The 23,059-nt window shown below is 58.8% G+C and carries 18 protein-coding genes and 1 pseudogene; 11 read left to right on the top strand and 8 right to left on the bottom strand.

Translation table 11 applies throughout. The annotated features are described in order from the left end of the window. Positions 1-114: 114 nt before the first annotated feature. Positions 115-873, top strand: a complete 759-nt coding sequence (xynR, locus tag IMQ56_RS12360) for a DNA-binding transcriptional repressor XynR (protein ID WP_032652348.1) — start codon at positions 115-117, stop codon at positions 871-873. Positions 874-877: 4 nt separating this feature from the next. Here xynR and IMQ56_RS12355 read toward each other — a convergent pair whose 3' ends face one another. The 5 genes from IMQ56_RS12355 to IMQ56_RS12335 form a co-directional block, all read right to left on the bottom strand. Further along, positions 878-2,488, bottom strand: coding sequence for a glycoside hydrolase family 43 protein (locus IMQ56_RS12355; RefSeq protein WP_047728157.1), 1,611 nt, complete (start codon positions 2,486-2,488; stop codon positions 878-880). An 11-nt stretch (positions 2,489-2,499) separates the two neighbouring features. Beyond that, the gene (locus IMQ56_RS12350; protein WP_047728155.1) at positions 2,500-3,882 is read right to left on the bottom strand and encodes an MFS transporter; all 1,383 of its coding nucleotides are present in this window, start codon (positions 3,880-3,882) and stop codon (positions 2,500-2,502) included. A 226-nt stretch (positions 3,883-4,108) separates the two neighbouring features. Then, on the bottom strand, positions 4,109-6,076 hold the full coding sequence (yagF, locus tag IMQ56_RS12345; RefSeq protein ID WP_047728150.1) for a xylonate dehydratase YagF: 1,968 nt from the start codon (positions 6,074-6,076) through the stop codon (positions 4,109-4,111). 14 nt (positions 6,077-6,090) lie between these two features. Then, the gene (gene yagE / locus IMQ56_RS12340) at positions 6,091-6,999 is read right to left on the bottom strand and encodes a 2-keto-3-deoxygluconate aldolase (RefSeq protein WP_023302991.1); all 909 of its coding nucleotides are present in this window, start codon (positions 6,997-6,999) and stop codon (positions 6,091-6,093) included. A gap of 236 nt (positions 7,000-7,235) precedes the next feature. Beyond that, entirely contained in the window at positions 7,236-7,688 is a 453-nt protein-coding gene (locus tag IMQ56_RS12335) for a YhcH/YjgK/YiaL family protein (protein WP_032647053.1), read from the bottom strand. 675 nt (positions 7,689-8,363) lie between these two features. Here IMQ56_RS12335 and arcA point away from each other — a divergent pair. From arcA to IMQ56_RS12310, 5 genes are all read left to right on the top strand, one after another. Continuing rightward, positions 8,364-9,584 carry an arginine deiminase gene (arcA, locus tag IMQ56_RS12330; protein WP_017383903.1) on the top strand — a complete coding sequence of 407 codons (1,221 nt, stop codon included), beginning with the start codon at positions 8,364-8,366 and terminating at the stop codon, positions 9,582-9,584. A gap of 10 nt (positions 9,585-9,594) precedes the next feature. After that, positions 9,595-10,506, top strand: coding sequence for a carbamate kinase (gene arcC / locus IMQ56_RS12325; RefSeq protein WP_039271906.1), 912 nt, complete (start codon positions 9,595-9,597; stop codon positions 10,504-10,506). Positions 10,507-10,625: 119 nt separating this feature from the next. Continuing rightward, the gene (argF, locus tag IMQ56_RS12320; protein WP_003863360.1) at positions 10,626-11,630 is read left to right on the top strand and encodes an ornithine carbamoyltransferase; all 1,005 of its coding nucleotides are present in this window, start codon (positions 10,626-10,628) and stop codon (positions 11,628-11,630) included. A gap of 46 nt (positions 11,631-11,676) precedes the next feature. Then, complete coding sequence (locus IMQ56_RS12315; protein WP_003863365.1) at positions 11,677-13,080, top strand: YfcC family protein; 1,404 nt, start codon at positions 11,677-11,679, stop codon at positions 13,078-13,080. 80 nt (positions 13,081-13,160) lie between these two features. After that, the gene (locus IMQ56_RS12310) at positions 13,161-13,640 is read left to right on the top strand and encodes an ArgR family transcriptional regulator (protein WP_003863366.1); all 480 of its coding nucleotides are present in this window, start codon (positions 13,161-13,163) and stop codon (positions 13,638-13,640) included. Here the strand turns inward: IMQ56_RS12310 and IMQ56_RS12305 are convergent. Beyond that, positions 13,637-13,761, bottom strand: a pseudogene (locus IMQ56_RS12305) (hypothetical protein). The gene IMQ56_RS12310 and the pseudogene IMQ56_RS12305 sit on opposite strands and share 4 nt — an antisense overlap. Between IMQ56_RS12305 and IMQ56_RS12300 the strand changes: the two are divergent. The 5 genes from IMQ56_RS12300 (at position 13,741) to gbpA (ending at position 17,332) form a co-directional block, all read left to right on the top strand. Beyond that, positions 13,741-13,845, top strand: coding sequence for a pyrBI operon leader peptide (locus IMQ56_RS12300; protein ID WP_071524139.1), 105 nt, complete (start codon positions 13,741-13,743; stop codon positions 13,843-13,845). The pseudogene IMQ56_RS12305 and the gene IMQ56_RS12300 overlap by 21 nt on opposite strands. 34 nt (positions 13,846-13,879) lie before the next feature. Continuing rightward, on the top strand, positions 13,880-14,812 hold the full coding sequence (gene pyrB / locus IMQ56_RS12295; RefSeq protein WP_003863368.1) for an aspartate carbamoyltransferase: 933 nt from the start codon (positions 13,880-13,882) through the stop codon (positions 14,810-14,812). Positions 14,813-14,824: 12 nt separating this feature from the next. Next, positions 14,825-15,286, top strand: coding sequence for an aspartate carbamoyltransferase regulatory subunit (gene pyrI, locus IMQ56_RS12290; protein ID WP_003863370.1), 462 nt, complete (start codon positions 14,825-14,827; stop codon positions 15,284-15,286). A 73-nt stretch (positions 15,287-15,359) separates the two neighbouring features. Then, positions 15,360-15,746 (top strand): 2-iminobutanoate/2-iminopropanoate deaminase, encoded by a 387-nt coding sequence (ridA, locus tag IMQ56_RS12285; RefSeq protein WP_003863373.1) that lies wholly within the window; start codon positions 15,360-15,362, stop codon positions 15,744-15,746. Positions 15,747-15,883: 137 nt separating this feature from the next. Next, positions 15,884-17,332, top strand: a complete 1,449-nt coding sequence (gene gbpA / locus IMQ56_RS12280) for an N-acetylglucosamine-binding protein GbpA (protein ID WP_196064031.1) — start codon at positions 15,884-15,886, stop codon at positions 17,330-17,332. An 85-nt stretch (positions 17,333-17,417) separates the two neighbouring features. Here the strand turns inward: gbpA and IMQ56_RS12275 are convergent, their stop codons facing one another. Next, a complete protein-coding gene (locus tag IMQ56_RS12275; RefSeq protein ID WP_196064030.1) occupies positions 17,418-19,802 on the bottom strand; it encodes a family 20 glycosylhydrolase in 2,385 nt (794 codons plus the stop codon). A 202-nt stretch (positions 19,803-20,004) separates the two neighbouring features. After that, positions 20,005-22,713 (bottom strand): magnesium-translocating P-type ATPase, encoded by a 2,709-nt coding sequence (gene mgtA / locus IMQ56_RS12270; protein WP_032620944.1) that lies wholly within the window; start codon positions 22,711-22,713, stop codon positions 20,005-20,007. Positions 22,714-23,059: the final 346 nt, after the last annotated feature.

The following is a 23,059-nucleotide window of genomic DNA, read 5'->3' as shown; positions in this document are numbered from 1 at the left end:
TCAGGCGACGATGCGGCTGATGCCCTTTCTCCCACAACCCGCTCTACTCAATTGATTTTTCACCCCGAAAAAGGTACGTTTTCGCCTTAATTCCAGCGTGGACATACCAGCATTATGCCGATTATTCAGTCTGTTGAACGTGCGTTGCAGATCCTCGACCTGTTCAACGAGCAGGCCACCGAGCTTAAGATCACCGACATCAGCAAACTGATGGGGCTGAGCAAGAGTACCCTCCACTCGCTGCTGAAAACCCTCCAGCTTCACGGCTATATCGATCAGAACCCGGAGAACGGTAAGTATCGCCTCGGCATGAAGCTGGTCGAGCGCGGGCATTTTGTCGTGGGCTCGATGGATATTCGGCAGAAGGCGAAAGGCTGGCTGACGGAGCTGTCCCGGCGAACCGGGCAGACTACCCATCTGGGGATCCTGGACGGGCGTGAAGGGGTCTATATCGAGAAGATTGAAGGCAAGCTGGCCGCCATCGCCTATTCGCGCATCGGCCGCCGCCTGCCGGTTCACGCCACCGCCATCGGCAAAGTGTTGATTGCCTGGCTGGGCGAGGCCGAGCTGAACGCCCTGCTGGAGGGCTATCAGTACACCACCTATACCCCTTCTACCCTTGCCTCTCGCGAAGCCTTAATGAGTGCCCTGGCGCAGACCCGCGAGCAGGGTTACGCCCTGGATAGCGAAGAGAACGAGCAGGGCGTGCGCTGCGTGGCGGTGCCGGTGTGGAACCACGAGTCCCGCGTCATCGCCGCCCTGAGCCTGTCGACGCTGACCTCCCGCGTGGACGACGCCGAGCTGGCTAACTTCCGCGAGCAGCTTCAGCAGGCCGGGCTCCAGCTCTCACGCGCGCTGGGCTACCCGGCCTGAGCCGTCAGACCGGCTCGTAGGTGAAGTAGTCGAAGTCAGCGTGGCAGCCGTCGCCGCTGATGTCCTCGCAGTGCAGTCCCACAAACGCGCCGGTGAAGAAGCCGCGCCCGCCGATATAGTCATCCGACAGCTTCCACGCCTCATACGTCACCGGCACGGTGTGCCACGTCTCGCCGTCGAACGAGTAGCTGTAGCGGTAGACCAGCGCATCCACATCCACCCTTAGCCAGACGCTCTTCGCACTCTCCGGCACGGGAATGGGCTGCTCGTGCAGCGGCCACGACGGCACGTTGTGGTCGAGCTGAATAACCTTAATCGTTCTGCCCTGCCCCTCCTCGTAGTCCACAAAGCAGTAGCTCCAGTTTTTGCTGTTGTAGTAGCAGGTCAGCCCCGCGCTCTGCTGGAAGTGAACCGGCGAGAACTGCATCCGCGTCTCGGCCCGGAAGATGAAGTGCTGCCAGCGGCGCGCCACGGTCGACTGGGTAAAGGTCGAGTTGAGCGAGTCGTTGCCGTACAACCGTAAATAGCCGGGGCGCGCGGTGAGCGAGCCGAGGGTGTCGTCGAACGGAATGCGCAGAGTCTGCAATTCAGGGTCAAGCGTGCTGCCGTCGAAATCATCCCGCCAGCTACCCTGAGCGGCGCCAGGCTGCTCCGCCACCTGCGGGCCTTTCACGGTCAGCTGCGCGTGCTTACCGCCCTCCACGTACGGCCAGCCATCGCGCCATTCAATGCGGGCGATGCCGGTCTCGCGCCCCAGCGGACAGTAACCGCGTCCGCCTGAGGCCAGCAGCGGCACGCCGGGCAGGCGCAGCGGGCGGCTGGTAAGGTAGGCCATATACCACTCCCCGGTGTGGGTTTGCAGCAGCGAGCCGTGGCCGCTCTTTTGCAGCGGGTTCTCCGGCAGGTGCCAGCTGGTCATCATCGTCACATCCGGGTGAAGCTCGTACGGCCCGTCGATGGTTTTTGCACGCAGCACCACGACGGCGTGCTCGTAGCTGGTGCCGCCTTCGGCAACCATCAGGTAGTACCATCCCGCGTGGCGATAAAGATGCGCCCCTTCGGTGTAGCAGAGCGGCGTGCCGGTAAACAGCGTTTTGCGCTCGGGCGAGAGGGTGCCGGTCTGCGGGTCAAACGCCTGCATCACGATGGTGTTGTGCGGGTTGCTATGATGGCGCGGCCCCCACGGGCGGTAGAGGTAGTATTTGCGGCCATCGTCGTCGTGGAACAGGGACGGATCGAACCCGCCGTTGCCCATCGGGATCGGCTCGCTCCATGGCCCCTCAATGGACGGCGCGGTGACGAGGAAGTTGCGGCCGTTTTTCCACGGCGAGTCGACAATCTTCACGTCGGTGTAGAGCAGCCAGAATTTGCCGTCGGCGTAGCTCAGGCACGGCGCCCAGATGCCGCCGGAGTCCGGATTGCCCTTCATGTCCAGCATCGACACGCGGTCCAGCGGGGTGCTGACCAGCGACCAGTTTTTCAGATCGCGGGAGTGATAGATGCGCACGCCCGGGAACCACTCGAAGGTCGAGGTGGCGATGTAGTAGTCCTCGCCCTGGCGGCACAGGGACGGGTCCGGGTTGAAGCCGGTGAGTATTGGGTTGGTGATTTGCATAGTGCCTCCGGTTAATGGGATGCGGCTGTCGCGGCGTCGGGAACGGCCTCGCCCTGCGCCGCGCGGTGCTTGATCAGCTGCTGGCTGATGGCCTCCACGCGGGCGTCGGTGAGCTTATAGAACGACAGCATGATGAACATGCCCGCATAGAGCACCACCGGCACCACGCAGAACAGAATTTTGATGGTGGTCAGCACCTCGACCGGCTGCACGCTGCTGCTGGCGGAGTAGTTCACGTATGCGAGGATCCAGCCCACCACCGCCCCGCCAATCGCCAGGCCAATCTTCAGGCTGAACAGGTAGGTGGAGAACACCAGCCCGTCCAGGCGTCGCCCGCTGCGGCTTTCTTCGTAATCCACCACGTCAGAGGCCATCAGCCACTGTAGCGGCGTGGTGGTGTTAAAGACGAACAGGAACAGGATGTTGAGGGCGAAAATCAGGGCAATATGCTCCGCCGGCGTGAAGAAGATCAGCAGGCTAATCAGAGAGTAAGCGACGATGATCCACTTAAAGGCGGTGACGCGGTCGAAGCGGCCCAGCAGACGAGACGAGCAGAGCGAGCCGAACATGGTGGCGAGGCTGCCGTAGAGTAAAAACTGGGTCGCCATCTCCGGGTGATCCATCACGTATTTCACGAAGTAGAGCGTCGCCCCGCCGCGCACCACGTTGGAGCAGGTCGCCATCATCTTGAAGGCGCACATGATCCGCCACTGGCCGTTGCCCAGCAGCAGCTTAAGATCTTTCGCCACCGACGAACCCGGCTGCACCTCAAAGGTGTAGCGCTCTTTGGTGGTGAAGAAGCAGACATAAAGCAGGACTACACCGGTCAACCCCAGCACGCACATGGCGCCGAAATAGCCCACCTGCTCGTTCCCTTTGCCGATGATGCTGACCAGCGGCAGCGCGATGCCGCTGATGGCGAGCGACCCCGCGGCGGCGAGGAAGAAACGCCAGGACTGAAGGGCATGACGCTCTTTCGGGTCGGCGGTGATCACCCCCGGCATGGCACAGTACGGGACGTTAACGAAGGTGTAGACCAGAGTCAGCAGAATGTAGGTCACGCAGGCGTAGATGATTTTGCCCTGCGCGGAGAAGTCCGGCGTGTAGAAGGTCAGCATGCAGACGATGCCAAACGGAATGGCGCCCCACAGCAGGAACGGGCGGAACTGGCCGTGTCGCGTGCGGGTGCGGTCTACCAGCAGCCCCATCAGCGGATCGGTCACGGCGTCGAGCACGCGGGAAACTAAAAACAGCGTCCCCATTATGCCCGCGGAGAGACCGAACACGTCGGTGTAAAAATAGGCCAGCAGGAACATCGTGGCCTGCCAGACGAAGCCGCAGGCGGTATCACCCAGCCCGTAGCCAATTTTGTCTTTCATGGTTAATTGCGTCATCAGAATTACACCCTTATGTAGTGTGCTGAATTACAACATCGTGTTAATGGAGTGTAATGAGCTGTTCAATTAACCAGCAATGGTCATATCTTATTTCTGAATTACGTTATTTTGCTTTTGTGACGCCAACGATATATCGCAACTTATTGTTTAAATTAACAAATTACAGATGCGTAAAAGCCGCCCACGGAATATATTCCGTAGACGACAATCGCGTGAAAAATAATTAAATGCCGAGCGCTTTTTTACCGGCGTTAATTACCTCAATGATTTTATCGGTGTCATAAATACAGCCTTTCCAGGTGCCACCGCTCACGGACTGTAATGCCGCCCACAGCCGGGTATCGTCCGGCAAAAAGTCGTGAGCGTGCAGGTCCGGGTGCGTCTGCCGCCGCGCCAGCTCGCGCGCCCCCTCTTCCGGCGTCAGCGGGTTGTCCGCGGTACCGATGAAGTTCACGCTACCGGTCAGAGTCAGGCGGTCCACGGCAATCTCAATGATGTCGTTATCGCGCAGCTTACCAATCGGCCCTCCCGCCAGCGCCTCCGGCGATACGTGGCCGAAGCAGGCGCCCGTCGACACGCCCGAGAAGCGCGCATCGGTGATTAACGACACCGACTTGCCCCACGAGATGTGTTTGAGCGCGGAGGTGAGCTGGTAGGTCTCTTCCATGCCAGTGCCGGACGGTCCACCGCCGATCACCACCATGATATCGCCCTGCTTAATCTCTTCCCGCTTGATGGCCTTAATCGCCTGCGCCTCCGAGACAAACACCCGCACCCGGCCAGTGTGGCGGTAAACGCCATCTTCACCCACCACCGACGGGTCGATCGCCGTGGCCTTGATCACCGATCCTTCCGGCGCGATGTTGCCCGTCGGGAAGCAGACCGTCGAGGTCAGCCCTTTCGCTTTTGCCTTCTCCGGCGGCAGGATCACGTCATCCGGCTCCACGCCGTCCTGCTCGCGCAGGCACTGGCGGAAGCGCTTACGGCGCTCCGAGCTCTGCCACCAGTCGAGGTTCTCGCCCACTGTCTGGCCAGTGACGGTCATGGCGTCCAGATGCAACAGGCCGAGATCGCGCAGGTGGAGCATCACCTCCGGCACGCCGCCCGCGAGGAAGGCGCGCACGGTCGGGTGATAGTCCGGGCCGTTGGGCAGCACGCTCACCAGGCGCGGCACCTTGCGGTTGACGCGCGTCCAGTGCTCAACGTCCGGAATAGTGCAGCCCGCTGCGTGGGCGATGGCCGGAATATGCAGCAGTAAATTGGTGGAGCCGCCGAACGCCGCGTGGATCACCATCGCGTTTTCGATGGCTTTGTCGGTGAGGATATCGCGCGTGGTGATGCCGCGGTTATCCAGTTCACTGACCGCGCGTGCCGACTGGCGGGCGATCTCCAGCCACACCGCCTGCCCGGACGGGGCCAGCGCGGAGTGCGGCAGCGCCAGACCCAGCGCCTCCGCCACTACCTGCGAGGTGCCCGCCGTACCGAGGAACTGACACCCGCCGCCCGGCGACGCGCAGGCGCGACAGCCCAGCTCGGCGGCCTCCTGCAAGGAGAGTTCATGGTTGGCAAAGCGCGCGCCGATGGTCTGCACCTTGCCCGCGTCTTCCCCCACGGTTGGCGGCAGCGTCGCCCCGCCCGGCACCAGAATGGTCGGCAGATCGTGCATGGAAGCCAGCGCAATCATGGTGGCGGGCAGCCCTTTATCACAGGTCGCCACGCCGATCACCGCCCGGCGCGTCGGCAGGGAGCGGATCAGGCGGCGAAACACGATCGCCGCGTCGTTGCGGTACGGCAGGGAGTCGAACATGCCGTGCGTGCCCTGCGAGCGACCGTCACACGGATCGCTGACGAAGGCGGCGAACGGGATCCCGCCGTTGCGGGTGATCTCCTTCGCCGCCGCCTGCATCTGCATGCCGATCTCCCAGTGCCCGGTGTGGTAGCCCAGCGCGACCGGGCGTCCGTCTCCGGCGCGGATGCCGCCCTGGGTGCCGATGATCAGCACCTCTTTGCCGGTGAGCTTGTTGGCATCCCAGCCCATCCCGGCGTTCTGCGTCATACCGAACAGGTTGCCGCTGGGGGATTCCATCAGCATCTGCGGGGTCAGCGGCAGCGTGCCCTGCGGCCCCGCCGCGTGGGTGATCACCGCATAAAACGCATCGTCCTGTGGGGTGAAAATTTTCTCAATGGTCATCGTTATCGTCCGGCTCAGCAGAGTTTGAGCTGTTGTAACAGGGTTTTCAGCTGCGCCTTGCGCGGCTCGTCCAGCGGCGAGGCTGGCGGCAGGACGTGCGTAGAAATCGGACGACCGCAGAGCACGATCGCCTCTTTAATGACGTTCACAAACGGCGTATCCAGCTGATACATCTGCGGGATTTGCAGCAGGGTCTGATGATACTCAGCCGCTTTCGCCACGTCGTTATCCCGCCAGGCTTTCAGAAGATTTACCGACACCTGTGGGGCAAAGTTGCCGCTGGCCGAGATCGCCCCGTCGCCGCCGAGCAGCAGGGTATTAAACAGATGATCGTCGTAGCCGCACAGCACCGTGAAATGAGGATGGGCGCCTTTAACGGTGTGGATCATGCTGCGCAGGTGAGCGACGGAATCGATGGTGTCTTTGATGCCGACGATGTTACTGCGCGAGTCGGCGAGGGTTTTCACCAGCGCCGGGGTCAGATCCTGCCCGGTCAGCGCCGGGAAGTTATAGAGCATCACCGGCAGCGTGACACTGTCGGCCACCTGCTCGAAATAGCGGATCAGGTTCGCTTCCGACACTTTCCAGTAGTAAGGGTTGATCACCACGATGCCGTCCGCGCCCGCCTGCTGCGCGTGCTGGCTCAGCTCAATGGTTTCCCGGGCGTTGGTGCCGCCGGTGCCGATCAGAACCGGCACGCGACGATCGACATGATCGATCGCAAACCGGGCAATGGTTTTACGCTCTTCGGCGCTGAGCTGGGAGAACTCGCCGCCGCTGCCCAGGAAGAACAGGCCGTCGACGCCCGCAGCAATCAGATCGTCGATCAGCGCGGCGGTACCCGGTTTATCGAGCTGGCCATCGGCGGTAAAAATGGTGGAGACAGGGGGAATGATACCCGTGAACAACGCGGACTGCGGCATGAGATCTCCTTGCTGAATCATTTTGTTCTACATTATAGAACAGCGTTCATTAATTTAACGATCATACTATGACGCAGAAAAAGCGCAGGTAAATGGGAGATGAGGAGGGAGTGCGGGAAGTTTAAGCTGGATCACATTATGCGTGGGTGCGGTCTGGTTCCCTCACCCTAACCCTCTCCCAAGGGGAGAGGGAACTTTTACACCCTCTCCCCTTGGGAGAGGGCCGGGGTGAGGGGTTACTCTACCAGCATCTTCACCACAACCTTACGCACCTGCGCCGGTGCTCCCACCGCGCACAGCGGCTTATGCACTTCGCCCGGCCAGAACACCACAAAATCCCCTTCGCTCAGCACCACGGTTTTCTCCTGCTCGCCTTCCGGCAGGAACGCGATGTCTTTGTCCGCCAGCCAGTCGGTGTCCGGGGTGCCGTGAGGCAGGGTGCTGAAGGTCATCCCTTCCTGACCCTTCAGCACAATCTGAATATCCAGATAGCGTGCATGGTATTCAGCGCGCCGCTCGGCGAACGGCTGGGTCATGTCCTCCGAAACCAGATAAAACAGGCTGTTGCCATTGATGTCGTGCTTACCGGTCGGCGTTGCGTCGGTGACGTGGGCCTTAACGTGCTCAATGGCCTGGCGCAGCTCTTCTGGCAACCAGGACTGGAGATGATGAATATTGCCAATAATCATGATACAACCCTCAGATTAAAACATTGTTTCATTTTTATGTTTTATACGAGAATTGCCTCTTCCATACCAGCCCTTTTTTGACAAGATTTGCGTCAGCGCATGTTTATCGGGAAATGTGTTAATCCACTGTTAATTGCACACAGGCATTTATGCAGTGGTTATGCATAACCTCATTTCATGCACTTTGCACACAGGATCTAACTCACTGAATTTAAAACATAACTCACAAAACCTGTTGGTGTATCACACTTTATCACTTTGGTTATTTCCTTTAAAAATCCATAATTATTTATTGATTTCTCTTAAGTGAAAAATAGTTAACTGTCATTATTGCATAGCTATTCCCGTGACAACATTTTATCCATTAAAATCAACAACATAACCAAATATTTCAAAGCGTGTGATTCTACAAAATAATAACAACTTCAAATATTGCCACCCGTTCCTGCTTAGCTATTCATCCCTTAATAATATGAAATTAATCATTATCTGATACGAATCATGCAATTGAAAATAAACTGTTCAATATCGGTTTTCGCGTGAGCAATGTCACAATAACCATTATTTAAGCGCCTACTATAAATCACGAAATCAATTGAGCTTAGCCGCCATGAAATTAAACACATCACATGGCGCATGCCCTTTTTATTCTGAAAAAAAGTTAAAGGAATAATTATGGAAAAGCATTACGTCGGTTCTGAAATTGGTCAATTGCGTAGCGTTATGCTGCACCGTCCTAATTTAAGTCTGAAACGGTTAACCCCCTCAAACTGTCAGGAGCTGCTATTTGATGACGTGCTCTCGGTTGAACGGGCGGGTGAAGAGCATGACATCTTCGCAAACACGCTGCGCGAGCAGGGTGTGGAAGTCCTGCTGTTGACCGACCTTCTTACGCAAACGCTTGATATTGCTGAAGCAAAAGCCTGGCTTCTTGAAACACAAATCTCCGACTATCGCCTGGGACCAACCTTTGCCGCCGACGTGCGCGGCTGGCTGGCGGATATGCCGCACCGGGAACTGGCGCGCAGATTAAGCGGCGGATTAACCTACGGTGAAATTCCGGCAGCCATTAAAAATATGGTGGTCGATACCCACACGGCGAATGATTTTATTATGAAGCCGCTGCCGAACCACTTATTTACCCGCGATACCTCCTGCTGGATTTATAACGGCGTCTCCATTAATCCGATGGCGAAACCCGCCCGCCAGCGTGAAACCAATAACCTGCGGGCAATATATCGCTGGCACCCCGCATTTGCCGACGGCGAGTTTATTAAGTATTTCGGCGACGAGAATATTAATTACGACCACGCCACCTTAGAAGGCGGCGACGTATTAGTGATTGGTCGCGGGGCGGTACTGATCGGCATGTCCGAGCGCACGACGCCGCAGGGCGTGGAGTTCCTCGCCAACAGCCTGTTTAAACATCGCCAGGCCGAGCGCGTGATTGCCGTTGAGCTGCCGAAACACCGCTCCTGCATGCACCTCGACACCGTGATGACCCACATCGACGTGGACACCTTCTCCGTTTACCCGGAAGTGGTGCGCAAGGACGCCCAGTGCTGGACGCTCACCCCGGACGGACGCGGCGGCCTGCTGCGCACCCAGGAAACCGACCTGCTGCACGCCATCGAGAAAGCCCTCGGCATTAACCACGTCCGCCTGATCACCACCGGCGGCGACGCCTTTGAAGCCGAACGCGAGCAGTGGAACGACGCTAACAACGTCCTGACCCTCCGCCCGGGCGTGGTGATCGGCTACGAGCGCAACGTCTGGACCAACGAGAAGTACGACAAAGCAGGCATCACCGTGCTGCCGATCCCGGGCGACGAGCTGGGACGTGGTCGCGGCGGCGCGCGCTGCATGAGCTGCCCACTGGAACGCGACGGAATTTAAAGGAGCCATCATGGAACGAAAACCCACTCTGGTTGTGGCCCTTGGCGGCAACGCGCTGCTCAAGCGCGGCGAGCCGCTGGAAGCGGAGATCCAGCGCCAGAACATCGAGCAGGCCGCCCGCACCATCGCCGGCTTAACGGAACAGTGGCGCGTGGTGCTGGTGCACGGCAACGGCCCGCAGGTCGGACTGCTGGCGCTGCAAAACAGCGCCTACGACAAAGTCACTCCCTACCCGCTGGACGTTCTTGGCGCCGAAAGCCAGGGAATGATCGGCTACATGCTCCAGCAGGCGCTGAAAAACAATCTGCCCCAGCGCGAGGTCAGCGTCCTGCTCACGCAGGTGGAAGTGGACGCCGCCGACCCGGCGTTCAGCAACCCGACCAAGTACATCGGCCCGGTCTACAGCGAAGCCCAGGCCAAAGCGCTGGCCGCGGAAAAAGGCTGGGTGTTTAAGGCCGACGGCAGCTACTTCCGCCGCGTGGTGCCGTCGCCGCAGCCGAAGCGCATCGTCGAGAGTGACGCCATCACGGCGCTGATTCAGCGCGACCACCTGGTGATCTGCAACGGCGGCGGCGGCGTGCCGGTGGTGGAAAACGCCAACGGCTATCGCGGCATTGAGGCGGTGATCGACAAAGACCTCTCCGCCGCCCTGCTAGCGCGCCAGATCGAGGCCGATGCCCTGCTGATCCTCACCGATGCCGACGCGGTGTACCTCGACTGGGGCAAGCCAACCCAACGTCCGCTGGCGCAGGTGACGCCGGAGCTGCTCAGAGGCATGCAGTTCGACGCCGGCTCGATGGGGCCGAAAGTGGCCGCCTGCCGCGAGTTTGTTGAGGCCTGCAACGGCATTGCCGGGATCGGCGCACTGGCCGACGGCGCGGAGATCCTGGCGGGCGAGAAAGGCACGTTGATTCGTAACTGAGTCGTTTTCCCCTCACCCTAACCCTCTCCCACAGGGAGAGGGAATGTACGCCCCCTCTCCCTGTGGGAGAGGGCCGGGGTGAGGGCATCAGACAGCTAAATTTTAAAAAGGATTTCCCCATGACCATTAACCTGAAAAACCGCAACTTCCTCAAACTGCTGGACTACACCCCGGCAGAGATCCAGTACCTGATCGATCTCGCCATCGAGCTGAAGGCCGCCAAAAAAGCCGGACGCGAAAAACAAACCCTGGTCGGGAAAAACATCGCCCTGATCTTTGAAAAAACCTCCACCCGCACCCGCTGCGCCTTCGAAGTGGGTGCGTTCGACCAGGGCGCGCAGGTCACCTACCTCGGCCCAAGCGGTTCGCAGATTGGCCACAAAGAGTCGATGAAGGACACCGCGCGCGTGCTGGGCCGCATGTATGACGGCATCGAGTATCGCGGCTACGGCCAGGCCATCGTCGAAGAGCTGGGCGAGTACGCGGGCGTGCCGGTGTGGAACGGCCTGACCGACGAGTTCCACCCCACCCAAATTCTCGCCGACCTGATGACCATGCTGGAGCACTCTCCGGGCAAAACCCTGCCGGAGCTGAGCTTTGCTTATCTCGGCGACGCGCGGAACAACATGGGTAACTCCCTGATGGTCGGCGCGGCCAAAATGGGGATGGATATCCGCCTTGTGGCGCCGAAATCCTTCTGGCCGGAGGCGGGCCTGGTTGAGCAGTGCCGCGCCATCGCCAAAGAGACCGGCGCGCGCATCACCCTCACCGACGACGTGGAGGAAGGCGTGCAGGGCACCGATTTCCTCTACACCGACGTGTGGGTTTCCATGGGCGAGCCGAAGGAGGCCTGGGCCGAGCGCGTCAGCCTGATGAAGCCATATCAGATTAACGCGGACGTGATGAAGGCCACCGGTAACCCGAACGTCAAGTTCATGCACTGCCTGCCGGCGTTCCACAACGAGCACACCAAAGTGGGCCGCGAAATCGAAATGGCGTACGGCCTGAAGGGGCTGGAAGTGACGGAAGAGGTCTTCGAATCACCGAACTCCATCGTCTTCGACGAAGCAGAGAACCGCATGCACACCATTAAAGCGGTCATGGTGGCGACACTCGGCGACTAATCACCGCCCGGCGCGCCGCGGGGTGCGCCGGGTTCAGGAGAACATCATGGGCAAGTTCAAGTTTCCCTCCGCTTACACCATTCTCTTTTTTCTGATTGCCGTGGTTGCCGTGCTGACGTGGATTGTTCCGGCCGGGCAGTACCATATGGCAATGAACGAGGCGCTCGGTAAAGAAGTGCCGGTTGCTGGCACCTACGCGCACGTGGCAGCGCACCCGCAGGGGCTGGTTTCGGTGCTGATGGCGCCGATTGCCGGGCTCTACGATCCGGAATCCGGCCAGGCCGGGGCGATCGACGTGGCGCTGTTTATTCTGATCATCGGGGGATTCCTCGGGATCGTCACTAAAACCGGGGCGATAGACGCCGGGATCGAGCGCGTCACCACCCGACTACGCGGCCGCGAAGAGTGGATGATCCCGATCCTGATGGCGCTGTTTGCCGCAGGCGGCACGATTTACGGCATGGCAGAAGAGTCGCTGCCCTTCTATACCTTACTGGTGCCGGTGATGCTGGCGGCGCGGTTCGATCCGGTGGTTGCTGCGTCCACCGTGCTGCTCGGCGCGGGGATCGGCACCCTCGGCTCCACCATCAACCCGTTCGCCACGGTGATCGCCGCCAACGCCGCCGGGATCCCCTTCACCAACGGCATCATGTTGCGCATCGCGCTGCTGGTGATCGGCTGGATCATCTGCGTGGCGTGGGTAATGCGCTATGCCCGCAAGGTGCGCAAGGATCCGTCGCTGTCGATCGTGGCGGATAAGCAGGAAGAGAACCGCGCCCACTTCCTCGGCAACAAGGGCGAGCAGTCGCTGGAGTTTACCCCGGTGCGCAAACTCATCCTGGTGATCTTCGCCCTCGCCTTCGCGGTGATGATCTACGGCGTGGCGGTGCTGGGCTGGTGGATGGCGGAGATCTCGGCGGTGTTCCTCGCCAGCGCGATTATCGTCGGGCTGATCGCCCGCATGAGCGAAGAGGAGCTGACCTCAACCTTTATCAACGGCGCGCGAGATTTGCTGGGCGTCGCGCTGATTATCGGCATCGCGCGCGGTATCGTAGTGATCATGGATAAGGGCATGATTACCCACACCATTTTGCACAGCGCCGAGGGAATGGTCACCGGATTGTCGACGGTGGCGTTCATCAACGTGATGTACTGGCTGGAAGTGGTGCTGTCGTTTCTTGTGCCTTCTTCGTCCGGCCTGGCCGTTCTGACGATGCCGATCATGGCGCCCCTTGCCGATTTCGCTAACGTCAACCGCGACCTGGTGGTTACGGCTTACCAGTCGGCGTCCGGCATCGTTAACCTGATCACTCCCACCTCTGCCGTCGTGATGGGCGGGCTGGCTATCGCCCGCGTGCCCTACGTGCGCTATCTGAAATGGGTCGCGCCGCTGCTGGGGATTTTAACGGTGGTGATTATGGTGGCGTTAAGCCTGGGCGCCCTGTTGTAATTTGCCGGATGGCGCTGCGCTTATCCGGCCTACGGATCGGTGCAGTGCCACCGGTTATTTCGGGAACTGATATGGGAACTATGATGGATTACGAAGAGTACTCTCCCAAAGAGCAACTACAGCTAACGGTCTGCCAGCGTCTGATCGCGGAAAAGAGCTATCTCTCCCAGGAGGAGATCCGCCGCGACTTACAGGAGCGGGGTTTTGAGACCATCAGCCAGTCCACCGTTTCACGTCTGCTCAAGTTGCTCGGTGTCATAAAAATTCGCAATGCCAAAGGGCTAAAGATTTATTCGCTGAATCCCCAGCTGCGCCCGGCCCCCGACGCGGCGCGTACCGTCTCTGAAATGGTGGTGAGCGTGGAGCACAACAGCGAATTTATCCTTATCCATACCGTCGCCGGATATGGCCGCGCGGTGGCGCGTATTCTGGATTATCACCAGTTACCGGAAATTTTAGGCGTGGTGGCCGGAAGCAGTATCGTCTGGGTCGCGCCCCGCGTGGTGAAGCGCACCGCGCTGGTGCATAAGCAAATTAATTATTTACTCAGAACGCATTAATATTCATAAAGAACCGTTTGCATTGAGTAAAGCGTGCATTAAATCGCTTGATCCCAAAAGCGAGCTGCGTATAATGCCCGACAATTTGCCGGGAGGAAGCATGGTCAAGCGTGTACGACATATCGTCTTACCGCGTCTGAAATCAGACGCTGGCCTGCCGTTTTTCTTCCCGTTGCTAAACCTATTCCCAGAGCCCCTCATTTGAGGGGCTTTTTTTTGCCCGGCGTCAGGAGATAAACATGAATCCGCTTTATCAAAAACACATCATTTCCATAAACGACCTCAGCCGCGAAGAGCTGGAACTGGTTCTGGAAACCGCGGCAAAACTGAAGGCCAATCCGCAACCGGAGCTGCTGAAGCACAAGGTGATTGCGAGCTGCTTCTTCGAAGCCTCGACCCGCACCCGCCTCTCCTTCGAAACCTCCATGCACCGCCTTGGCGCGAGCGTGGTGGGCTTCTCGGACAGCAGCAACACGTCGCTGGGCAAAAAAGGCGAGACCCTGGCGGATACCATTTCGGTTATCAGTACCTACGTGGACGCGATTGTGATGCGCCACCCGCAGGAGGGCGCGGCGCGTCTGGCGACCGAGTTTTCCGGCGGCATTCCGGTGCTGAACGCCGGTGACGGTGCCAACCAGCACCCGACGCAGACCCTGCTGGATCTGTTCACCATTCAGGAGACGCAGGGCACGCTTGAGAACCTGAACATCGCCATGGTTGGCGACCTGAAATATGGCCGCACCGTCCACTCCCTGACCCAGGCGCTGGCGAAATTTAACGGCAACCGCTTCTTCTTCATCGCGCCGGACGCGCTGGCGATGCCGCAGTACATTCTCGATATGCTGGACGAAAAAGGCATCGCGTGGAGCCTGCACGCCAGCATAGAAGAAGTGATGGGCAACGTGGATATTCTCTACATGACCCGCGTGCAGAAAGAGCGTCTTGACCCATCCGAGTACGCCAACGTGAAGGCGCAGTTCGTCCTGCGCGCCAGCGACCTCGAGGGCGCGCGCGACAACATGAAGGTGCTGCACCCGCTGCCGCGCATCGATGAGATCACCACAGACGTGGATAAAACGCCGCACGCCTGGTACTTCCAGCAGGCCGGAAACGGCATCTTCGCCCGCCAGGCGTTACTGGCACTGGTTCTGAATCGCGAATTAGCTCTGTAAGGGGAGACGACCATGACACACGATAACAAACTCCAGGTTGAAGCCATCAAGCGTGGCACCGTGATTGACCACATCCCTGCGCAGGTGGGCTTTAAGCTGCTGACGCTGTTCAAACTGACTGAAACCGACCAGCGCATCACCATCGGCCTGAACCTGCCGTCGGGCGAAATGGGCCGTAAAGACCTGATCAAAATCGAGAATACCTTCCTGACCGACGAGCAGGTCAACCAGCTGTCTCTGTACGCGCCGGACGCCACGGTTAACCGCATCGACGATTACGACGTGGTGGGCAAATCCCGCCCAAGCCTGCCGGATCGCATCGAAAGCGTGCTGGTCTGCCCGAACAGCAACTGCATCAGTCATGCTGAGCCGGTTTCCTCCAGTTTCGCAGTGAAAAAACGCGCCAATGACATTGCACTCAAATGCAAATACTGCGAAAAAGAGTTTTCTCATTATGTGGTGCTGGCCAACTAATTGAGGTTGGTAATGAAATCCCGGCTGTTATAATGGCCGGGAACATTCTTAACGCTGTAATTCTGGAGAAAAAATGAGCAAAGTACTCGCGACGGAAAATGCACCAGCGGCTATCGGCCCATACGTTCAGGGCGTTGATCTGGGCAGCATGATCATCACTTCTGGTCAGATCCCAGTGAACCCAAAAACCGGTGAAGTGCCAGCCGACGTAGCGGCGCAGGCGCGTCAGTCGCTGGAAAACGTGCAGGCGATCGTCGAATCTGCCGGCCTGAAAGTGGGCGATATCGTCAAAACCACCGTGTTCGTGAAAGATCTGAACGATTTCGCCACCGTCAACGCCACTTATGAAGCGTTCTTCACCGAGCACAACGCCACCTTCCCGGCGCGCTCCTGTGTGGAAGTGGCGCGTCTGCCAAAAGACGTAAAAATTGAAATTGAAGCGATTGCCGTACGTCGCTAATTTATTTCAATAAAGAGAAGGCAGCTCAGGCTGCCTTTTTTATTGCGACCATTTTTACTCTCTCCAGGCAATGACGCATCCCCCACTCCATTAATAGACTGACGCTGCCTTGTTATATTCTAATTAATGGATGAAGAATGAAACTCTCTAAGATCGCGCTGGCCGTTGCCACATTAGCGGTTGCGTCTTCCGCACTTGCACACGGATATATAGAATCCCCCGCCAGCCGCGCTTATATGTGTAAGCTCGGCCAGAATATTGACTGTGGCTCTGTACAATATGAACCGCAGAGCGTAGAAAAGACCTCCGGCTTCCCGACGGGCGCAATGCCGCCTGACGGCAAGCTTGCCAGCGCCGGTATTGCCAGCTACTCCCAGCTTGATAAGCAGAGCCTGAACGCCTGGACTAAAAGCCCCATGACGGCAGGCCCGCATGAATTTGTCTGGCACCATACCGCGCCGCATAAAACCACCAACTGGCGTTATTACATTACCAAACAAAACTGGGACCCCAATAAACCGCTGACCCGTGACCAGTTCGAATTAACGCCGTTCTGTACTATTAACGGGAATGGTCAGGCACCGTCCATGACAAAATCCAAGACCTGTAATGTCCCGGAACGTACGGGCTACCAGGTTATTTATGGCGTGTGGGAAATTGCGGATACCACAAACAGTTTCTATCAGGCCATTGACGTTGATTTCGGTAACGGCGGCAACGTCACGCCGGACGATACCCCAGCGGTAATATCCCAGTGGAGTAAAACCCTGAGCGGACAGATTGCCGGGAATAACCTGAACGTGGGCGATAAAGTGATTGCACGCTTCTTCGACGCCAACGGGGAAGTTGCCGCCCTGCGTACTGAAATGACCATCGGCTCTTCAGAACAAGGCGACGCTAACCAGTGGTCCTACGATCTGGCGCAGAAGATCAACACCGCTCATAGCGATGTCCGCGTCGGTGTGAAAGATGAAGCCGGTGAAATTAGTCCGGTTCACGGCGCCAACAGCGTATTCGTGAAAGACGGCAGCACGCTGAAATCCGTTGCCATCTCTTATGAAGAGCAAAAAGCGCAGGTGAGCGAGACCATCGCCGTTTCCGATCTGCAATACAGCAAAATCGAACATGGCAATGTGATTGTAACCTTCCATGTGAACACGCAGGGTGACGTTAATTTTGAAGCGCACGTGATGAACCACCACGGTGCCGAAAAAGGTTACCTGAAGCAGGATATGAATAACGTCAATCAAAACGTGACCATGACGCTGACTGACGTCACGGCGGGCCACCATATGCTGAAATACTACGCCACCAACAAAGACGGCACCCTGTTCGCGCAGGACGTGCTAAACCTGATGCTGGAAAGCGACGCGGCGGACAGCAGCGGCCCGCATGACTTTATCTTCCCGGACAGCATTGCCTCTTACAAAGCGGGCACCGTGGTGTTACAGCCTAAAAACGGTAAGACCTACGAGTGTAAACCGTTCCCGTATAGCGGCTACTGCGTGCAGTACAGCCCAACCGCAAACCAGTTTGAGCCAGGCGTGGGCGCGCACTGGAGAGAGGCGTGGGTGCTGAAGAACTGAGTTGCCTTCACGCCCGGCGGCACTTCGTTTGCCGGGCCTACACGTCACGTAGGCCCGGTAAGCGTAGCGCCACCGGGCGCATTTGTTACTGATTCCGCGTCGCACGCAGCAGCGTTTCCAGCGGGTAAACCGCCGCAATCACCACCTCGTCCTGGATCTTCGCCGCATTATCCAGTTCGCTCTGGATCGACGCGATCTCGTTGTCGTCCAGCGTGCCCTGGCGCGCCACCAGATCCGTCAGCCTCAGGCCAATCGACGAAAGCTTGTCCACCTCCTGAATCACCGGCTTGATCGCCTTCAGCTGATAGCTGTTTTCGCTCAAGGCCAGCGCATCGCTGGTGTTGTTCTGCCAGCGGTTAAAGACGTGGCGCAGCGCGTCGGCGCTTTCCGTGTCTTCCGCGTCGCTCACCAGACGGTCCGCCCATTTATTCATCTGACGCACGGTCGCACTTTCCGCGTTTAGCGCGTCAGCGAGCCGGTTGAGCGGCTCAAACTGATGATAGTTTCCGGCCTGGAACTTAAGATGCTGGCGGGTGTAATACTGCGCCGGTTCAAGCGCCTGGGCGAGAATTTGCAGCGGCAGGGTATCCGCATTGTTGGCGAGGCGCGTGAACTGCACCTGCTGCTGGGTATGCTGCTGTAGTCCAGCCGACACCGTCGACCAGCTGTCCATCGCCTGGAGCCGGGTATACATGTTGTCGATGTCGTTGACGTCCTTCGCCGACCATAGCCGCTCCGCCACCGCAAAGGCGCGCGGCCACAGACGGATATCAAGCACCGGCGCGACCACGTTTTCCGCCCACAGCGCGGCTTCGCCGCCGAGCAGATTGGCCTCGTTCGCCGGGTCCGGCACCACCGGCGGTATGCCTTTTGGCACCGCGTCCAGACGCGTGCCGTCGATCGGGTAGCGGGCGTTACCCACCAGGAAATAGCCGCTGAGCTTATCGTTCTCAACAGAAACGACCGGACGCGTTTCACCCATCCAGGTATCAACGGTAAACGTTACCTGGTTGTCGTCCCGCCACTGAATGTTCTCCACCGCCCGACGCGATTTCCCGGCAAAATCAATAAATCCGCGCCACCCGGCATCGCCTTTCACCAGCGTAAAGCTGCCTTCCACCGGCTTGCCTTTCAGACGCGGCATGGAGAAAGCCCAGCTCTGGACGCTGTCGGTGTCCGCTATCACATCCACGCCGTTCAGCCCCTGCGGCACAATTTCATTGCGGTAGTGGTAGGCGGTGGATTGCGGCTGATCGAGGTAGAAACCGGTTGAGAGAATGCCCTTATAGCCGTTCTGCGCCACCTGCCCCAGCGCGTCCTGTCCCTGCCAGGACTGGATCAGAATGCTTTTCGGCAGATCGGGATGGTAGATCTCATCCCAGCCAACCATCTGCCGGTGGTGCTTCTCAAGGATCGTCTCCAGCTTGCGGTTGAAATACGCCTGCAACGCGTGGCTGTCCGCCAGTTTGTTGTCGCGCATAAACGTCTGGATCGCAGCGTTCGCTTTCCACTGGCTGTCGTCAACCTCATCGCCGCCAATATGCAGATACGGATCCGGGAAGATCGCCGCCAGTTCGCTGACCATCGCGTCGGCAAAGGTATAAGTTGCCTCTTTGGTTGGATCCAGCACCGGCTTTAGCACGCCCCAGTGGCGCTCCATGGCGTACGGCCCCGGCGCGCTCATCAGCTCCGGGTAGGCGACGGCAATCGCCGAGGCGTGGCCCGGCATATCAATTTCCGGCACCACGCGTATGCCCCGCTCGGCAGCGTAACGCACAATCTCGCGCATCTGCTCCGGGGTGTAGAACAGCCCATCGCTGGCAAGCTGGGTCAGCTTAGGGTAGCGCTTTGAGCTGAAGCGCCAGCCCTGATCGTCCGTCAAATGCCAGTGCAGGACGTTGAGTTTGGCCGCGGCCATGCCGTCGATCTGGCGTTTAATATCCGGAATCGGGAGGAAGTGGCGCGCCGAATCGAGCAGCAGCCCGCGCCACGGGAAGCGCGGCGAATCTTCAATGGTCACCCACGGGATCGAGGTGTTTTCGGCGCCGTTCTGCATCAGCTGAAGCAAGGTTTCCATGGCGCGCAGCGCGCCGAAGCGGGTGTTGGCAGAGATATTTACGCCGTTGGCGTCCACCGTGAGTTTATAGCTCTCATCGCTGTCAGGCAGCGGCTGCGGCTTCACCTTTTTGGCGATGGCGATGCGGATGGTCGGCTTGTCAGGTTTTTCGGCCTGCGGCTGTAGCGTCCAGCCGGTTTGCAGCGCAATGCGCTGGCGCAGGCGGTTGACCGCATCCCCCAGATCGTCGCCGCTGACGCTCACAGAGAGTTGATTGTTAAGCACCAGCGCGCCCTGAGTGGTCGGGCGTTCAACCTTCGCAGGCCAGGGCATTAAGGGAAGGTCGCCTGCCGGGGCGGCAAAGGCGGAGGCGCCGAGCATGAGCCCGGCGGTTAAGAGGCTGTACCGTAACATGAATGTTCCTTATCTGACGGGCCAAATACAGGCAAAACATTCTGTTAACATGCGCTCAAATTGTCGTCAAGCGAATGCGCCGACGGAGATCACAGGTTGTTGAATTTGGGAGGAAAGCTATTGCCCGGTGGCGCTGCGCTTACCGGGCCTACGTTTCGGGAGTAGGCCGGGTAAGGCGAAGCCGCCACCCGGCAAACATAATTTACTGCCACCCATACCGACGGCTATAGAACCCTTTCACCATCTGCGTCAGCACCATGTAGCCCGCGAGGATCGCCACCAGCCACGGGAAGTAGCTCAGCGGCAGCGCCTGAAGTTGCAGGTAGCTTGCCAGCGGCGAGAACGGCAGCGCGATCCCGAGCGCCATTACAATGCCCGTCATCACAATCAGCGGCCACGCGGCACGGCTCTGGATAAACGGAATGCGACGGGTGCGGATCATGTGCACAATCAGCGTCTGAGACAGCAGTCCCACCACGAACCAGCCGGACTGGAACAGCGTCTGGTGTTCTGGCGTATTCGCATGGAACACAAACCACATCAGGCAGAAGGTCAGAATGTCGAAGATAGAGCTGATCGGCCCAAAGAACAGCATAAAGCGCCCCAGATCGGCGGGGTTCCAGCGCTGCGGCTTCTGGATCTGCTCGTCGTCCACGTTATCAAACGGGATCGCCACCTGAGAGACATCGTACATCAGGTTCTGGATCAGCAGGTGCAGCGGCAGCATCGGCAGAAACGGCAGAAACGCGCTCGCTACCAGCACGCTGAAGACGTTGCCGAAGTTGGAGCTGGCGGTCATTTTGATGTATTTGAGCATATTGGCGAAGGTGCGACGCCCTTCGATGACGCCCTCTTCCAGCACCATCAGGCTCTTTTCCAGCAGAATGATATCCGCCGCTTCGCGGGCAATATCCACCGCGCCGTCCACGGAGATACCGATATCCGCCGCACGCAGGGCTGGCGCATCGTTGATGCCGTCGCCCATAAAGCCCACTACGTGCCCTTCGCGACGCAGCAAAGTGACGATGCGCTCTTTATGCATCGGCGTCAGGCGGGCAAACAGCGTGGTGCGTTGGGCAAGCTCGGCCAGCTCATCGTCGGACAGGTGCTCAATGTCGCTCCCCACGACGACGTCGCCCGCGTCCAGGCCGACTTCGTGGCACACTTTGGCCGCCACCAGCTCGCTGTCGCCGGTGAGGATTTTGACGGTGATACCGCTCGCTTTCAGCGCTTTTAGCGCCGGCGCGGTGGTCTCTTTCGGCGGATCGAGGAATGCGATGTAACCTTCGAGGATCAAATCGGATTCATCGATACGCTGGTAGTCACCTTCCCGCGCAGGCAGGAACTTGCTGGCTACTGCCACCACGCGCAGCCCCTGACGGTTCAGGTTATCGGTGACGCGTTTGATGCGGCGCAGCATGGTCTCATCCAGCGGCACGATCTCGCCGTTATGGCGCACCTGCGTGGAAACATTCAGGATCTCCTGCAATGCCCCTTTGCAGATCAGCTGATGTACGTCCGCCTGCTCGCTGACCACCACCGACATGCGGCGGCGCTCGAAGTCGAACGGGATTTCATCCACCTTCTGCCAGCGACCGGAGAGCGTGCGGGCAGACTCCTCGTCCACCCCTTCCAGCACCGCCACGTCGAGCAGGTTTTTCAGCCCGGTCTGATAGTGGCTGTTCAGCCACGCGCTGTACAGCACCCGTTCGCTGGTCTTTCCGGCGATATCGGTGTGGTTCTCCAGCACGATTTTGTCCTGCGTCAGGGTGCCGGTTTTATCGGTGCAAAGGATGTCCATCGCGCCAAAGTTCTGGATGGCGTCGAGGTGTTTAACAATCACCTTTTGTTTAGAGAGTTTGACCGCCCCGCGCGCCAGCGTGGAGGTGACAATCATCGGCAGCATTTCCGGCGTTAAGCCAACGGCCACGGAGAGCGCGAACAGCGCCGCCTCCCACCAGTCGCCTTTGGTGTAGCCGTTGATCAGCAGGACAATCGGCGTCATGACCATCATAAAGCGGATCAGCAGCATGCTGACGCGGCCAATGCCTTTCTGGAACGCATTCGGCTCGCTCTCCTGCTCGCTGACGCGTCCGGCAAGCTGTCCAAACCAGGTATTGCCGCCGGTGGCGGTGACAATCGCCTGCGCGGTGCCGCTGACCACCGTGGTGCCCATAAAGCACAGGGTGTCGCACTCCAGCGGGTTCATCTGCTGCGGATCGCGGGTCCGCGCTACCTTCTCTACGGGCAGGGATTCACCGGTGAGTGACGCCTGCGCGACGAACAGATCCCGCGCCTGGATGACGCGTAAATCCGCTGGGATCATGTCCCCCGCCGCCAGCTTCACCAGATCGCCCGGCACCAGCTGGTCAATGGGAAGCTCAATCCAGGCGTTCTCGCCGAGGTCGTTAATCACGCGCGACACGGTGGCGGTGTTGCTGACCATTGCTTTCAGGGCGTCCGCCGCTTTGGTGGAGCGCGCTTCCTGAATAAAGTTCAGCAGCGTGGAGATCCCCACCATCAGGGCAATCACGCCTGCGGCAAACAGATCTTCAGTGGCGTAAGAGATAATCCCGAGCACCGTCAGCAGCAGGTTGAACGGATTGCGGTAGCAGAGCCACAGGTGGACCCACCAGGGAGAGGGTTTCTGCGCCGGGATCTGGTTATCGCCATGTTCCGCGCGGATTTTTAACACTTCTTGCGCGTTCAGCCCTTCCGGGTGGCCGCCAAAGGCGCGCCAGACTTCGTTTTCATCCATCGCCGCCACGTTCAGGCAGCGCTCGGTCAGGGAAGCGGGGATTGCCGCTCCCGCCATGGTGTTGGCATTTGGCAGCGGATCGCGCGCAATCAGGCGATGTGGCAGGTGACGGCTCAGCAGCGCTTGCAGCTGCCGGGTGATATTTTTCAGCATAGTCATTCCCCCGCATCCGCAAAGGCGGACGCAGTTTTCCCGCAGGCGTGGCAAAGCCGTACCTGTCAGGCACTTAATTTATCAAGCAGGAACGTATGAACGTTGCTGCCTCACGCCGGTGAGACAGCAAAAGGCTGGCTTACCGGAAAGAAGGTTTTCTCCTGGTCAGGAGAGGTGTGGGATCGGGATCCATGTGGCCTCCGGTAAGTAAAAAGTTGGGTATCGGCACGCAGTATAGTGATTTATCCATACCGTTTGTGACTAATCGGGCGGTATTATAACGCCCTGCAAATAAACCGAACGTAAACCAGACTTTGCCCATAGCGAATTCGCAGGATAGCATTAG

Source organism: Enterobacter sp. Res13-Sevr-PEC09-46 (genome assembly GCF_015672585.1).
GTDB classification, from domain to species: domain Bacteria; phylum Pseudomonadota; class Gammaproteobacteria; order Enterobacterales; family Enterobacteriaceae; genus Enterobacter; species Enterobacter hormaechei_C.
The sequence above is the reverse complement of the archived record's forward strand: the minus strand, read 5'-3'. Positions and strand labels throughout refer to the sequence as shown.

Coding starts and splice junctions, on each gene's coding strand:
- xynR (WP_032652348.1), top strand. CDS start 115: ATGCCGATTATTCAGTCTGTTGAACGTGCGTTGCAGATCCTCGACCTG.
- IMQ56_RS12355 (WP_047728157.1), bottom strand. CDS start 2,488: ATGCAAATCACCAACCCAATACTCACCGGCTTCAACCCGGACCCGTCC.
- IMQ56_RS12350 (WP_047728155.1), bottom strand. CDS start 3,882: ATGACGCAATTAACCATGAAAGACAAAATTGGCTACGGGCTGGGTGAT.
- yagF (WP_047728150.1), bottom strand. CDS start 6,076: ATGACCATTGAGAAAATTTTCACCCCACAGGACGATGCGTTTTATGCG.
- yagE (WP_023302991.1), bottom strand. CDS start 6,999: ATGCCGCAGTCCGCGTTGTTCACGGGTATCATTCCCCCTGTCTCCACC.
- IMQ56_RS12335 (WP_032647053.1), bottom strand. CDS start 7,688: ATGATTATTGGCAATATTCATCATCTCCAGTCCTGGTTGCCAGAAGAG.
- arcA (WP_017383903.1), top strand. CDS start 8,364: ATGGAAAAGCATTACGTCGGTTCTGAAATTGGTCAATTGCGTAGCGTT.
- arcC (WP_039271906.1), top strand. CDS start 9,595: ATGGAACGAAAACCCACTCTGGTTGTGGCCCTTGGCGGCAACGCGCTG.
- argF (WP_003863360.1), top strand. CDS start 10,626: ATGACCATTAACCTGAAAAACCGCAACTTCCTCAAACTGCTGGACTAC.
- IMQ56_RS12315 (WP_003863365.1), top strand. CDS start 11,677: ATGGGCAAGTTCAAGTTTCCCTCCGCTTACACCATTCTCTTTTTTCTG.
- IMQ56_RS12310 (WP_003863366.1), top strand. CDS start 13,161: ATGATGGATTACGAAGAGTACTCTCCCAAAGAGCAACTACAGCTAACG.
- IMQ56_RS12300 (WP_071524139.1), top strand. CDS start 13,741: ATGGTCAAGCGTGTACGACATATCGTCTTACCGCGTCTGAAATCAGAC.
- pyrB (WP_003863368.1), top strand. CDS start 13,880: ATGAATCCGCTTTATCAAAAACACATCATTTCCATAAACGACCTCAGC.
- pyrI (WP_003863370.1), top strand. CDS start 14,825: ATGACACACGATAACAAACTCCAGGTTGAAGCCATCAAGCGTGGCACC.
- ridA (WP_003863373.1), top strand. CDS start 15,360: ATGAGCAAAGTACTCGCGACGGAAAATGCACCAGCGGCTATCGGCCCA.
- gbpA (WP_196064031.1), top strand. CDS start 15,884: ATGAAACTCTCTAAGATCGCGCTGGCCGTTGCCACATTAGCGGTTGCG.
- IMQ56_RS12275 (WP_196064030.1), bottom strand. CDS start 19,802: ATGTTACGGTACAGCCTCTTAACCGCCGGGCTCATGCTCGGCGCCTCC.
- mgtA (WP_032620944.1), bottom strand. CDS start 22,713: ATGCTGAAAAATATCACCCGGCAGCTGCAAGCGCTGCTGAGCCGTCAC.